General features: G+C 70.6%; 11 protein-coding genes. 5 read left to right on the top strand and 6 right to left on the bottom strand.

Annotation, left to right across the window (positions count from 1 at the left end; genetic code table 11):
• Positions 1 to 246: 246 nt before the first annotated feature.
• A complete protein-coding gene (mfd, locus tag AB0N80_RS09970) occupies positions 247 to 3,834 on the bottom strand; it encodes a transcription-repair coupling factor (RefSeq protein ID WP_363578634.1) in 3,588 nt (1,195 codons plus the stop codon).
• A 185-nt stretch (positions 3,835 to 4,019) separates the two neighbouring features.
• On the opposite strand from mfd, the gene AB0N80_RS09965 reads away from it, so the two are divergent.
• Together AB0N80_RS09965 and AB0N80_RS09960 are read left to right on the top strand one after the other, a co-directional pair.
• Entirely contained in the window at positions 4,020 to 4,508 is a 489-nt protein-coding gene (locus AB0N80_RS09965) for a hypothetical protein (RefSeq protein ID WP_363578633.1), read from the top strand.
• 107 nt (positions 4,509 to 4,615) lie between these two features.
• Positions 4,616 to 5,086 (top strand): hypothetical protein, encoded by a 471-nt coding sequence (locus tag AB0N80_RS09960; protein WP_315994612.1) that lies wholly within the window; start codon positions 4,616 to 4,618, stop codon positions 5,084 to 5,086.
• A gap of 76 nt (positions 5,087 to 5,162) precedes the next feature.
• Here the strand turns inward: AB0N80_RS09960 and pth are convergent, their stop codons facing one another.
• On the bottom strand, positions 5,163 to 5,747 hold the full coding sequence (pth, locus tag AB0N80_RS09955) for an aminoacyl-tRNA hydrolase (protein ID WP_315994613.1): 585 nt from the start codon (positions 5,745 to 5,747) through the stop codon (positions 5,163 to 5,165).
• Positions 5,748 to 5,852: 105 nt separating this feature from the next.
• Positions 5,853 to 6,494, bottom strand: a complete 642-nt coding sequence (locus AB0N80_RS09950; RefSeq protein WP_363389464.1) for a 50S ribosomal protein L25/general stress protein Ctc — start codon at positions 6,492 to 6,494, stop codon at positions 5,853 to 5,855.
• Between the two features lie 296 nt (positions 6,495 to 6,790).
• Here AB0N80_RS09950 and AB0N80_RS09945 point away from each other — a divergent pair, with 296 nt between their 5' ends.
• Positions 6,791 to 6,916 (top strand): hypothetical protein, encoded by a 126-nt coding sequence (locus AB0N80_RS09945; RefSeq protein WP_315994615.1) that lies wholly within the window; start codon positions 6,791 to 6,793, stop codon positions 6,914 to 6,916.
• 244 nt (positions 6,917 to 7,160) lie between these two features.
• Here AB0N80_RS09945 and AB0N80_RS09940 read toward each other — a convergent pair whose 3' ends face one another.
• Genes AB0N80_RS09940 through AB0N80_RS09930 form a run of 3 tightly spaced genes read right to left on the bottom strand, consistent with a single transcriptional unit; the run spans position 7,161 to position 10,345 of the window.
• A complete protein-coding gene (locus AB0N80_RS09940) occupies positions 7,161 to 8,162 on the bottom strand; it encodes a zinc-binding dehydrogenase (RefSeq protein WP_363578632.1) in 1,002 nt (333 codons plus the stop codon).
• 18 nt (positions 8,163 to 8,180) lie between these two features.
• A complete protein-coding gene (locus AB0N80_RS09935; protein WP_363578631.1) occupies positions 8,181 to 8,960 on the bottom strand; it encodes an SDR family oxidoreductase in 780 nt (259 codons plus the stop codon).
• The gene (locus AB0N80_RS09930) at positions 8,957 to 10,345 is read right to left on the bottom strand and encodes a GntP family permease (protein WP_315994618.1); all 1,389 of its coding nucleotides are present in this window, start codon (positions 10,343 to 10,345) and stop codon (positions 8,957 to 8,959) included. Before AB0N80_RS09930 ends, AB0N80_RS09935 begins: the two co-directional genes overlap by 4 nt.
• 139 nt (positions 10,346 to 10,484) lie before the next feature.
• Between AB0N80_RS09930 and AB0N80_RS09925 the strand changes: the two genes are divergently transcribed.
• Together AB0N80_RS09925 and AB0N80_RS09920 are read left to right on the top strand one after the other, a co-directional pair.
• Positions 10,485 to 11,180: an FCD domain-containing protein gene (locus AB0N80_RS09925; protein WP_363389472.1), complete on the top strand. Its 696-nt coding sequence runs from the start codon at positions 10,485 to 10,487 to the stop codon at positions 11,178 to 11,180.
• A 27-nt stretch (positions 11,181 to 11,207) separates the two neighbouring features.
• Entirely contained in the window at positions 11,208 to 11,714 is a 507-nt protein-coding gene (locus AB0N80_RS09920) for a gluconokinase (RefSeq protein ID WP_363578630.1), read from the top strand.
• Positions 11,715 to 11,745: the final 31 nt, after the last annotated feature.

The raw sequence follows: 11,745 nt of genomic DNA, 5'->3' as shown, positions 1-11,745 counted from the left end.
TCTCAAGAACAGATGTTGGGGGTGGTTCGCTACTTGAGGGGCTGCGGGGCCTTCCGGCCGCTCCGCTCTCCCCTGTGGGGCGAACAAGTAATAAGTTACGCCCGAACGACCACCCCGTCGAATCGAGCACACACCCCGGGCGTGTCGCGATCGTGATGCCGCGGAAACAGGCCCGAAACGCGGGATGGCCCGGCCGACGCGTCGTCGACCGGGCCATCCGGGAATCCCTCGGCGGACCGTGACCGTTCAGGCGTTCGCGGCCTCGGCGCTCTTCTGCGCCGGAGCGGGCCAGAGCGCATCGAGCAGCTGCCGCACCCAGGCGATGAGGTTCGCGTCGTCGGCATCCTGAGGAAGGGGGACGACCATGGCATCCCCTCCCGCCACCAGCTTCGCCTTCGGGTAGAGGCGCTGGAGACGCACGCGCATGGAGTCGGGGAGGTCGGCGGGGGCGATACGCAGGTTGGACCCCATCGCCACGACGTCGGCGAGTCCGGCCTGGGCGGCACGGCGACGAAGACGCGCCACGGCGACGAGACCCTCGACCTCCGCCGGGGGCTCACCGTAGCGGTCGCGGAGCTCTTCGACGACGAGGTCGATGGCATCGTCCTTCGCCGTGGCGGATGCCGCGGCCGACAGCTTCTGGTACGCCTCGAGGCGCAGCCGCTCGCTGTCGATGTAGAACTCGGGCAGACGCGCATCGACCGGCAGCTCGAGGCGCAGCTCGGTCGGGCCGTCGACGTCTTCACCGCGGAATGTCGACACCGCCTCGCCGATCATGCGCAGGTACAGGTCGAATCCGACGCCGGCGATGTGACCCGCCTGCTCCGCTCCCAGCAGGTTGCCGGCTCCGCGCAGCTCGAGGTCTTTCAACGCCACCTGCATTCCGGAACCGAGGTCGTTGTTGACCGCGATGGTCTCGAGGCGGTCGGCCGCGGTCTCGGACAGCGGCTTCATGTCGTCGAAGAGGAAGTACGCGTAGGCCCGGTCGCGGCCGCGCCCCACACGCCCGCGCAGCTGGTGCAGCTGCGACAGGCCGTACTTGTCGGCACGGTCGATGATGATCGTGTTCGCGTTCGAGATGTCAAGACCGGTCTCGATGATCGTGGTCGACACGAGCACGTCGGCCCGGCGCTCCCAGAAGTCGTCGACGACCTGCTCGAGGGCGTGCTCACCCATCTGCCCGTGGGCGACGACGATGCGCGCCTCGGGTACGAGCTCGGCGAGGTGCGCGGCGACCCGCTGGATCGACGACACGCGGTTGTGCACGTAGAACACCTGGCCTTCGCGCAGCAGTTCACGGCGGATGGCCGCGGCGATCTGCTTGTCGTTGCGCGGGCCGACATACGACAGGATCGGATGCCGGTCCTCCGGCGGGGTGGCCAGGGTCGACATCTCGCGAATCCCGGTGACCGCCATCTCGAGCGTGCGCGGAATGGGTGTCGCGCTCATCGCCAGGATGTCGACGTTGGTCTTCAGCTTCTTCAGTTGGTCCTTGTGCTCGACGCCGAAGCGCTGCTCCTCATCGATGATCATGAGCCCGAGGTCCTTGAAGACGACCTTCTCGGTGAGGATGCGGTGCGTTCCGATGACCATGTCGACCGTGCCGTCGGTGAGGCCCGCGAGCGTCGCTTTCGCCTCTTTGTCGGTCTGGAAGCGAGAGAGCGGGCGAACGGTGACGGGGAACCCGGCGAAACGCTCGGCGAACGTCTCGAGGTGCTGCTTCACCAGCAGGGTCGTCGGCACGAGCATCGCGACCTGTTTGCCGTCCTGGATGGCCTTGAACGCGGCGCGCACCGCGACCTCGGTCTTGCCGAAGCCCACGTCGCCGGAGAGCAGGCGATCCATCGGGATCGGCTTCTCCATGTCGGCCTTGATCTCGTCGATCGTCTGCAGCTGATCCTGCGTCTCGGCGAAGGGGAACGCCTCCTCCAGCTCGCGCTGCCACGGGGTGTCGGGCCCGAAGGCGTAGCCCTTGGACGCCATGCGCGCCGAGTACAGCTTCACCAGCTCGACCGCGATGTCGCGCACGGCCTTGCGGGCACGGCCCTTGGCGGCCGCCCAGTCGCTGCCGCCCATCTTCGACAGCGTCGGCGCCTCGCCGCCGACGTACTTCGACAGCAGGTCGAGCTGGTCGGTGGGGACGAACAGCTTGTCGCCGGGATAGCCGCGCTTGGCCGGCGCATACTCTAGGACGAGGTATTCCTTCGTCGTCTTCACCGCGTTGCGGCCACCGCTGGAGACCTCGCGCTGCGTCAGCTCGAGGAACTTGCCGATGCCGTGCGTGGCGTGCACGACGACGTCGCCGGGCTTGAGCTGCAGAGGATCGACGACGTTGCGCCGACGGGATGCGAGCTTCTTCGCGCCGCGGTTGTCGGAACCCACCGACCGGCCGTAGAACTCGGTCTCGGTGATCACGGCGAACCGCGCCTCGACGAGCTGGAAGCCCCGTTCCATCGGCGCGCACACGACGTGGGCCACCCCGGGCTCGGGCGGGAGGCGCAGATCGTCGACCCGTCGGGCCGCGATGCCGCGCTCCGCGAGGACGTCTCGGGCGCGATCCACCATCCCCGGTCCGGATGCCGTGACCACGACGGACCAGCCGTCGGCGAGCAGCTGACCGACGTGCGCGGTGGCTCCCTCGACGTTGCCCTGGAACGACGGCACCGCGTCGGCCTTGACGCGCTGAGCGGAGTCGTCGCCGATCACGAGGCCCTCGTCCTCGGCATCCGCCGCTCCGGAATCGAAAGCGCTGAGCTGCCACCACACGCCTCCGCGACCGCTCGCGCGCTCGTGCAGGTCGTCGAGCGTCACGAAGTCGCCGGAGTCGAGATCGACGGGGGTGTCGGCCCCCGCGGTCGCCGCCGACCAGGCGGCCTCGAGGAACTCGCGGTTGGTGTCGCCGAGGGTCGTCGCGCGGGCGAGAGAACGCTCTGGATCGACGAGGGCGACGGCGCTGCCGCCCGGCAGGTAGTCGACGAGGGTGACGAGATCGTCGACGAGCACGGGGATGAGGGACTCCATGCCCTCGGCGGGAATTCCCTCGGCCATCTTCTCCAGGAGCTGACGCAGGCCCGGGTACCCGTCGCGCAGCGCGGCCGCTCGGGCGCGCACCTCCGAGGTGAGGAGGAGTTCGCGGCTGGGGACGAGGGTGACCTCGGTGACCTCGCCGGGCAGCGATCGCTGGTCGGCGACCGAGAAGGCGCGGATCTGATCGACCTCATCGCCGAAGAACTCCACGCGATAGGGGTGGTCGGCCACCGGAGGGAAGACGTCGAGGATGCCGCCGCGCACGGCGAACTCGCCGCGCCGGGACACCATGTCGACCCGGTGGTACGCCAATTCGACGAGGCGGGTGGTGACGCTCTCGAGCTCGTGCCCGCGTCCGCCGACCACGAGTTCGACGGGCTCGACGTCGCCGAGCCCGGGCGCGAGGGGCTGGAGGGCGCTGCGGACGGACGCCGTGACGACCAGGGGCGACTCGCCGTTCCACGCGGCGATGCGCCGGAGGACGTCGAGGCGGCGCCCGACCGTCTCGGGGCTGGGGCTCAACCGCTCGTGCGGCAGCGTCTCCCAGGCGGGGAAGTGCAGCACCTGGGCGCCGGGGAGCACGGCATCCAGTGCCGGACCGAGCGACTCGGCCCGACGACCCGTCGGCGCGATCACCAGAACGGCGCCCGGGTCGCCCGAGGCGCGACGACGCTCGATCAGGCCCGCGATGACGGGCGCGTCGAGGCCGTCGACGAGGGAGAGAGACAGGTCGGCGGAGGCCGCGGACGCGGCCTCGCGGTACGACTCAGCCTGCTCGAGGGCGCGGACGATCCCGGGAACTGTCACTCGGGAAAGTCTACGCGGGGCCACCGACACCGGGCGGGGCTGGACGAACACGGGCACGGTCATTCGTACGGTGTCGACCGGTGACGTCGACGGGTTCAGCCACCTCCGCGTGAAGCGAAGCCACCCGGGACGGGGCTCGACGGGCTGAGCCACCCCGGAGGGAGGGTGCTGCGTAGAGTGGCGGCATGTCCTCCCCCAGCGCTCCGGACGGACCGGTCTTCACGGCGCCCCACGTCGCGCCGCCGGTCGGGACCCTGCTCGCTCCCGTGCCGACGAAGCGCCGCGGGCGGCCGCTGGGAACGTGGGCTCTGCTGCTGGCGCTGATCGCGGGGGTGCTGGCATCCGCCGTCGCCGGCTTCGTCGCGTTCCGCATCGCGCGGGGTGCCGGGCCCGGTCTCCTCGCCGCCGGCCCCTCGACCATCGATCTCCGGGTGCTCTCACCCGTCCGCGATCTGGTGCTGGTCGGCGAGATCACCTTCTGGACGGCGACGGTCATCGGCGTCGCCGCGGTCGCGATGGGCATCGTGGCGACGGTGCGCGGCTCCGCACGCGGGGCGGGCGTTGCGGCGATCGTGATCGGCGTGCTCGGACCTGTGCTCTTCGGGATCTTCGTCGCCCTCGCGCTCGTCGGCGGGATCGCGACCTTGCCGGGTGGAACCGGCGTCGCGGTCTGACCCCGCTACCGGTCGGCGCGCCCGCCGTCCACCCGGTGAGCGGCGACGGCGGATTTCCTAGGCTGGGGTCCGGGCAACGGCCCGTCGACCCATCCGAGGAGGATCCCGTGAGCAGCACCACTCCCCCGCCCTACGATCGCGCGAACGCCTACCCCGACGCCGGCCGGGCGCCCTCGGCACCGGTGTACGACGGCGGTCGGCGATCGACGACCCTCGGGCTGATCGCGTTCCTCGCCGCGGCCGCGGGCGTCGTCGTGGGCATCATCCTCGCCGTCATCGCCGGCGTGCAGGCCGGCGGGTTGCAGCAGTACGCCGGGCTGGACGGTCAGAACGACCCGACGACCTTCCCGCCGGACGCCTCGCAGAAGGCCATCGCCGCCAGTGTGCTCGGCATCGCCGCGTTCGCCGTCTACGGGATCTTCGCGCTCTGGGGATTCATCCAGGGCATCGTCGCCGCGGTCAAGAACCGCGGGCGCGGATGGGGCTTCGCCGCCGTCGCCATCTCGGTCCTCGGCGGCATCGCCGTCATCGTCGCGTTCGTGAGCGGCATCGGGATCGGCGTCGGCTCCGGCATGTGACCCCCTCACCGCCACGACGGCCCCGGTCCTCACGGACCGGGGCCGTCGTGCGTACGGGGCGTCGGCTCAGCGCCGCTCAGGCGCGCGGGGCGTGGAATCGCTGCTGCGCGGCGACGAGTCCCTCCTCGACCAGGAGCTCCACGGCATCCGCGGCATCCGAGACGAGGATCGGCAGCGTCGTGCGCTCGGTGGCGCCGAAGGGGTCGAGCACCCAGTCGGCGGGATCCTGGCGACCCGCCGGTCGGCCGATGCCCACCCGCACACGCGGGAAGTCCGCCGTGCCGAGCGCCTTCGCGACGTCGCGGACGCCGTTGTGCCCGCCGTGACCGCCGCCGGTCTTGAGCTTGAGCGTGTCGAAGGGGATGTCGAGCTCATCGTGGACGACGACGACGCGATCGGGGTCGATGCCGTAGAAACGCGCGAGACCCGCCGCGGGGCCGCCCGAGACGTTCATGAAGCTGTTCGGCTTGGCGAGGATGAGCTTCGCCGCGCCCGGGCGCACCCAGGTCTCGGCCACGCGCGCGTTCGCCTTGTGCGCACGGAACGCCTCACGCCGGCGGGCGGCGAGCTCGTCGACAACCATCTGGCCGATGTTGTGGCGCGTGGCCTCGTATCGCGGTCCGGGATTGCCGAGACCGATGATGAGCCAGGTGTCAGCCATGGCATCCATCCTTCCGGATCCGCGCGCGGACCCCGTGGAAACGACCGAGGGGACGCGAATCCGCGTCCCCTCGTCGTGTGCGGGTCTCGGAGGACCCGCGCAGGATCAGTTCTCGTCGCCCTCTTCGGCGGCCGTCTCGGCCTCCTCCGACTGCTCCTCGGCGACCTCGGCGTCGGCCTCGGCGATCTCCTCGTCGGCGGCGATGGTGTCGAGCGGAACCGAGACGCCCACGACGAGGGTCTCGGGCTCGGTGACCAGCGAGGCGCCGGCGGGGAGCGTCAGGTCGGCGGCGGTGATCTGGGTGCCGTCCTCGGCGCCCTCGACGTCGACCTCGATGTTCTGCGGGATGTGGGTGGCCTCGACCTCGAGCGACACCGAGGTGGCGTCGAGCATCGCGATGGTGCCGGGGAAGGGCTCACCGGTGACGACGACGGGCACGTCGACCTGGACCTTCTCGCCCTTCTTCACGACGATGAGGTCGATGTGCTCGATGATCTGACGCACGGGGTCCTTCTGCACGTCCTTCACCAGGACGAGCTGGCTCTTGCCCGCGATGTCGAGGTCGAGCAGCGCGTTGGCGCGACGGATGAGCAGCGCGGTCTGGTGACCGGGCAGCGCGACGTGCTGGGGCTCGGTGCCGTGACCGTAGATGACGGCCGGGATCTTGCCCGCGGCGCGGAGGCGACGGGCGAAGCCCTTGCCGAAGTTCTCGCGGAGCTCCGTGACGACCTTGTTGTCTTCCGACATGTTGTTCTCCTCGCGGGCTCATGTCCCGCAGCTTGTGAGCGGACGGTGTCCGCACCTGTGTGGTCTGGATTCGACTCGAACGCGAGCGCGTGAGGAAAGCCGGGAGCCTGCATCACCGCGTCGATCACGGATGCCGGGTGCTCCCTGCGGGCGCACGGCGATGGCATCCCTCGCCGAAGTACCCCGGAAGTCTACCAGCGACGGCCCGCGCTCTCGACCCCCGCGATGCGGGGGCGGACGGGAGCACGCGACGGCGACGGTAGGATCGAGGGGCCACACCGACCCGGAGGATCATCATGGACAGCGGCTTCTTCTCTCACGTCGTGATCTGGGTCGTCGGCGGCCTGGCCGCGATCGGCGGCGTCGCCGCGATCGGCGCGCTCTTCTCGCTCGGCCGCAACGCCTCGTACAAGAAGCACTGACGCCCACCCGGGCTGCTCCTCGAGCCCCGGTCTCGCGTCGAGGTGTCCGCGCGGGGGTCGTCCCCGGCGCGCGCCCCGGCTCCTTCCGACGGATTCGACGCGCCGAGCCCGTAGACCATCGTCGACGCGACCTGACGGCGTCCGCGCGCGCATTCACGACACATCCCGGCCGGCCCGGGCCCATCGGACGCTCGAACGCCCCGGTCACCGTCCTCGCGGGCGGCGACCGGGGCGTTCTCGTCGGTCAGAGCGCGAAGACGACCTTGCCCGAGCGCTGCGAGTCGCGCGCCGCGGCGAAGGCCTGCTCGGCATCCGTCACCGCGAACTCGTGCGTGAGCGCGCTCTCGATACCGGGCGTGGACGCGAGCAGCTGCACCGCGCGGTCGATCTCGTCGAGGAATCGGAACGCGCCGAGGTAGCGGACCTCCTTCGAGATGAAGGGGGCGAGGTTCACCGGGCGCGGGTCATCCGGCAGCATGCCGACCTGCACGACGGTGCCTCCGGGGCGTACGGCCTTCAGCGCCGTCGAGATGGAGACGGGCACGCCCGAGCATTCGAGCACCACGGCGTACGCGTTCGGCTCGACCTGCTCGCTCGACACGTCGATGGTCGCCGCAGCGCCCAGGTCCGCGGCACGCTCGAGGGGCCCGGTCAACACGTCCGTCGCCGTGACGCGCGCTCCCGCCGCCGCCGCGGCGGCCACGGCCATCAGGCCGATGGGTCCCGAGCCGGTGACGAGGACGTCGAGTCCCGCGACGTCTCCCGCCTTGCCGAGCGCGTGCAGCGCCACGGCCAGAGGCTCGGCCAGCACCGCCCGGCGCACCGGCAGCTCCTCCGGCAGCACGCGCACCATGCCGGCCTCGACGATCAGGTACTCGGATGCCGCGCCCTGGGTGTGCGGCCATGTCGAGGCGCTGCCCAGGTACGACCCGCCCGGCCACAGGTGCGGGGCGTGCTCGATGCCCTCTCGCGGCGTGCCGAAGCGGGCGGGGTGCACGGTGACCGGCGTCCCCTCTGCCAGAACACCGGAGGGATCGAGGTCGACGCGCCCCGAGAGCTCGTGCCCCGGGACCAACGGCTCGCGCACGACAAAGGCGCCGTTGGCCCCCTCGTAGTAGTAGTGCAGGTCGGATCCGCAGATGCCGACGTATTCCACGCGAAGGCGCACCTGCCCCTCCCCGGGCTCGGGAACGGCGACGTCCTGCACCTGGGCGGTGAGCGCCTTCTCGATCAGCAGCGACTTCATCAGTCTTCCTCTCCGCGGTCAGACGACCGCCGTCATCCCGCCATCGACGAAGATGTTCTGCCCCGAGACGAAGCTCGACGCGTCGGACGCGAGGAACAGCAGAGCCCCGCGAAGCTCGTCGAAGTCGCCCCATCGGGCGGCGGGCGTGCGCTGGGTCAACCAGCGCGTGAACTCGGGATCGTCGACCAGGGCGCGGTTCATCTCCGTCGCGAAGTACCCCGGACTCAGGGCGTTCACCTGGATGCCGAACCGCGCGAGGTCGGCGGCCATGCCGGCCGTGAGCTGCGCGACGCCGCCCTTCGTGGCCGAGTACGGCGCGATCGTCTGCCGCGCCAGGCGCGATTGCACCGACGCGACGTTGACGACCTTGCCCGATCCGCGCGCGACCATCGCGGGGGTGACGAACCGCGAGACGTAGAAGACGCCCGAGAGGTTCGCCGCGACGATGTCGTCCCAGTCGGCGACCGCGAACTCGTGGATCGGCGCCCGGCGCTGCACGCCGGCGTTGTTGACGAGGATGTCGGGAACCCCGACCTCCTCGAGCAGGCCGGTCACGCTCGTCTCGACCGCGGTGGCATCGGTGACGTCGAACACCACCGCGTGGGCGGGGCGCCCCGACAGCTCCTCGGCCTCGGCGCGGGTCCGCGCCACGGCATCCGCGTCACGACCGTGCACGATGACGCGGGCGCCGCCGCGGGCGAGGGTGAGGGCCAGCGCGCGGCCGAGGCCCCGCGATGAGCCGGTGACGAGCGCGAGCCGGTCGGAGACGTCGAACAGGTCGGCGTTCGAGCCGGTCACAGCAGCGCGCCGATGCCGAAGACGAGGAGCGCCGCGAGGAAGCCGAGCACCGACTCGATGGCCTGCTGCACCGTCCACGTCTTCAGGGTGGTCTTGACGTCCATACCCATCAGGCGTCCGACCAGCCAGAAGCCGGAGTCGTTGACGTGACCGGCGAACACGGAGCCGGCGGCCGTGGCGAGGGTGATGGCGACCACCTGCAGCGGCGAGAAGTCGCCCGCCATGACGGCCGGGGCCGCCAGGCCCGCGGCGGTGACGAGGGCGACGGTCGCCGAGCCCTGCGCGAGACGGAGGATGACGGCGATGACGTAAGCGGCGACGATGACCGGCAGACCGAGGTCGCCCAGGCTGTCGGCCAGCGCGTCGCCGATGCCCGAGGCGCGCAGGACGGCGCCGAACATGCCACCGGCGCCGGTGATGAGGATGACCGAGCACACCGGTCCGAGCGCCGAGTCGACGACCTTCTCGAGGGCGGTGCCGTTCTCGCCGCGGCGGAAGCCGAAGACGACGGTCGCGACGAGCACGGTGATGAGCAGCGCGACGGGCGAGTTGCCGAGCAGGATGAGCACCTGGACGACCGTGTTGTCCGTCGGCACGACGCCGGCGGCGCCCAGGGTGGTCAGACCCGTGTTGAGGAAGATGAGCAGCATCGGCAGCAACAGGACGGCGATGACCGTGAGCGGCTTGGGCGGGTTGGCCGGCTGATCGGCGTCGACGTCGCCGAAGAGGGCGGGCACGGGCAGCACGATGCGGCGCGCGATGAACTTGCCCCACAGGTAGCCCGAGAGGTACCAGATCGGGAACGCGATGATCAGGCCGACGATGAGCACGAGGCCGAGGTTCGCGCCGTAGAGGCCGCTCGCCGTGACCGGGCCCGGGTGCGGCGGCAGGAAGACGTGCATCACGGAGAAGGCGGCGGCGGCCGGCAGACCGAACAGCAGCACGTTGTTGCCCGAGACGCGGCGCGCGATCGCGAAGATGATCGGCAGCATCATGACGAGCCCGGCGTCGAAGAACATCGGGAATCCGAGGATGAGCGAGACGATGCCGAGGGCGAACGGCGCCCGCTTCTCGCCGAAGATGCGCACGAAGGTCTCGGCGAGCGACTGCGCACCGCCGGAGTGCTCGATGAGCCTGCCGAGCATCGCGCCGAGGGCGACCAGGAGGGCGACCGTGCCGAGTGTCCCTCCGAACCCTCCCGTCAAGGTGGTCACGATGGTCGACACCGGGATTCCGGCGACGAACGCCGTCACCAGCGACACGATGATGAGCGCGAGGAACGCGTGCACCTTCAGCCAGATGATGAGCACCAGGATGAGCGCGATCGCGCCCGCGGCGATGGCGAGCAAGGGCGCCGTGCCGAGTGTTTGGGTCCAGTCGTCCACGAGATCTCCGTTGATTCAGGGGGGCGCGGCATCGGGCAAGCTGTGTGTGACCCGCACCCACGGGTGAGTGAAGGCATTTTCACATAAAGATCGTATCTTTGACAAGATAAGGTCGTATCAAACGACCTGAGGAGGGGTCATGGCCCGCGCATCGCACGGATCGTTGCTGGACGCCCTCGGCATGCGCATCGTCGACGGGGACCTGCCCACGGGCCACGTTCTGACCCTTGCCGCGCTCGAGGCCGAGTACGGCGTCTCGCGCACCGTCGTGCGCGAAGCCGTCCGCGTGCTCGAGGCCATGGGCATGCTCGCTCAGCGTCGTCGCGTCGGCATCACCGTGCGGCCCGCCTCCGACTGGAGCGCTCTGGACACCCGGCTCATCGGCTGGCAGCTCGCCGGCAAGCGCCGCGACCAGCTCATCGCGAACACCACGGAGCTGCGCGCCGCGGTCGAACCCGTCGCCGCGCGACTGAGCGCGCGTCGGGCGACCGACCTGCAACGCGGGGAGATCCTGCGCCTGGCCGAGGAGCTCGAGCGCCTCGGCGCCGCCGGTCTCGGCAACTCGCCCGAGTACCTCGCAGCCGACATCGCCTTCCACGACCTGATCCTCGTCTCCAGCGGCAACCTCATGCTCGCCGCCGCGCGCGCCCCCATCGCCGCCGCGATCGAGGGACGCTCGATGCACGGCCTGACCCCCGGCATCCCGAACCCCGACGCGCTCGACAATCACGTCGCCACCGCCGCCGCCATCGCCCGGGCCGACGCCGACGCGGCGGAGGAGCACACGCGGCTGTACGTCGCCGCCGTGCTCACCGAAGTGCGCCGCTCCATCTGACCCCTTCCCCCGACGAAGAGAGAAGCCATGACCGTCCCCGTCCTCGTATTCATGGGCCCCGCCGGCACCGGCAAGTCCACCGTCGCCGGCATGCTCGCCGGCCGTCTGGGGTGGGATTTCCAGGAGGGCGACGACCTGCACCCCGCGGAGAACGTCTCGAAGATGGCATCCGGTCACGCCCTCACCGACGACGACCGCTGGCCGTGGCTCGACCGGGTCGCCGGATGGATCGACGGTCAGATCTCCGCCGGACGGCCCGGCGTCATCACGTGCTCGGCACTCAAGCGCAGCTACCGCGACGTGCTGCGCCGCGACGACGTGACCTTCGTGCTGCTGATGGGCGACCCGAAGCTCGTGCTCGATCGTCTGCTGCGCCGCCAGGGGCATTACATGCCGCCGTCGCTGTTGACCTCGCAGTTCGAGACGTTGGAGATGCCGGATGCCGACGAGCGGGCGATCCGCGTCGACCTCGACCTGACCCCCGGCGAACAGGTGCAGGAGGTCGTCGACCGCCTCAGCCTCTCCCCCGCCTGAAACACGCGGGAGTCGAGCCGATAAAGTGGCA

The sequence above is a fragment of the Microbacterium sp. NPDC089188 genome, assembly GCF_040685155.1.
GTDB classification, from domain to species: domain Bacteria; phylum Actinomycetota; class Actinomycetes; order Actinomycetales; family Microbacteriaceae; genus Microbacterium; species Microbacterium galbum.
The sequence above is the reverse complement of the archived record's forward strand: the minus strand, read 5'-3'. Positions and strand labels throughout refer to the sequence as shown.

What these genes read in the sequence shown, in the direction of transcription:
- AB0N80_RS09965 (WP_363578633.1), top strand. Translation starts at nt 4,020, where the DNA reads ATGTCCTCCCCCAGCGCTCCGGACGGACCGGTCTTCACGGCGCCCCAC.
- pth (WP_315994613.1), bottom strand. Translation starts at nt 5,747, where the DNA reads ATGGCTGACACCTGGCTCATCATCGGTCTCGGCAATCCCGGACCGCGA.
- AB0N80_RS09950 (WP_363389464.1), bottom strand. Translation starts at nt 6,494, where the DNA reads ATGTCGGAAGACAACAAGGTCGTCACGGAGCTCCGCGAGAACTTCGGC.
- AB0N80_RS09945 (WP_315994615.1), top strand. Translation starts at nt 6,791, where the DNA reads ATGGACAGCGGCTTCTTCTCTCACGTCGTGATCTGGGTCGTCGGCGGC.
- AB0N80_RS09940 (WP_363578632.1), bottom strand. Translation starts at nt 8,162, where the DNA reads ATGAAGTCGCTGCTGATCGAGAAGGCGCTCACCGCCCAGGTGCAGGAC.
- AB0N80_RS09925 (WP_363389472.1), top strand. Translation starts at nt 10,485, where the DNA reads ATGGCCCGCGCATCGCACGGATCGTTGCTGGACGCCCTCGGCATGCGC.
- AB0N80_RS09920 (WP_363578630.1), top strand. Translation starts at nt 11,208, where the DNA reads ATGACCGTCCCCGTCCTCGTATTCATGGGCCCCGCCGGCACCGGCAAG.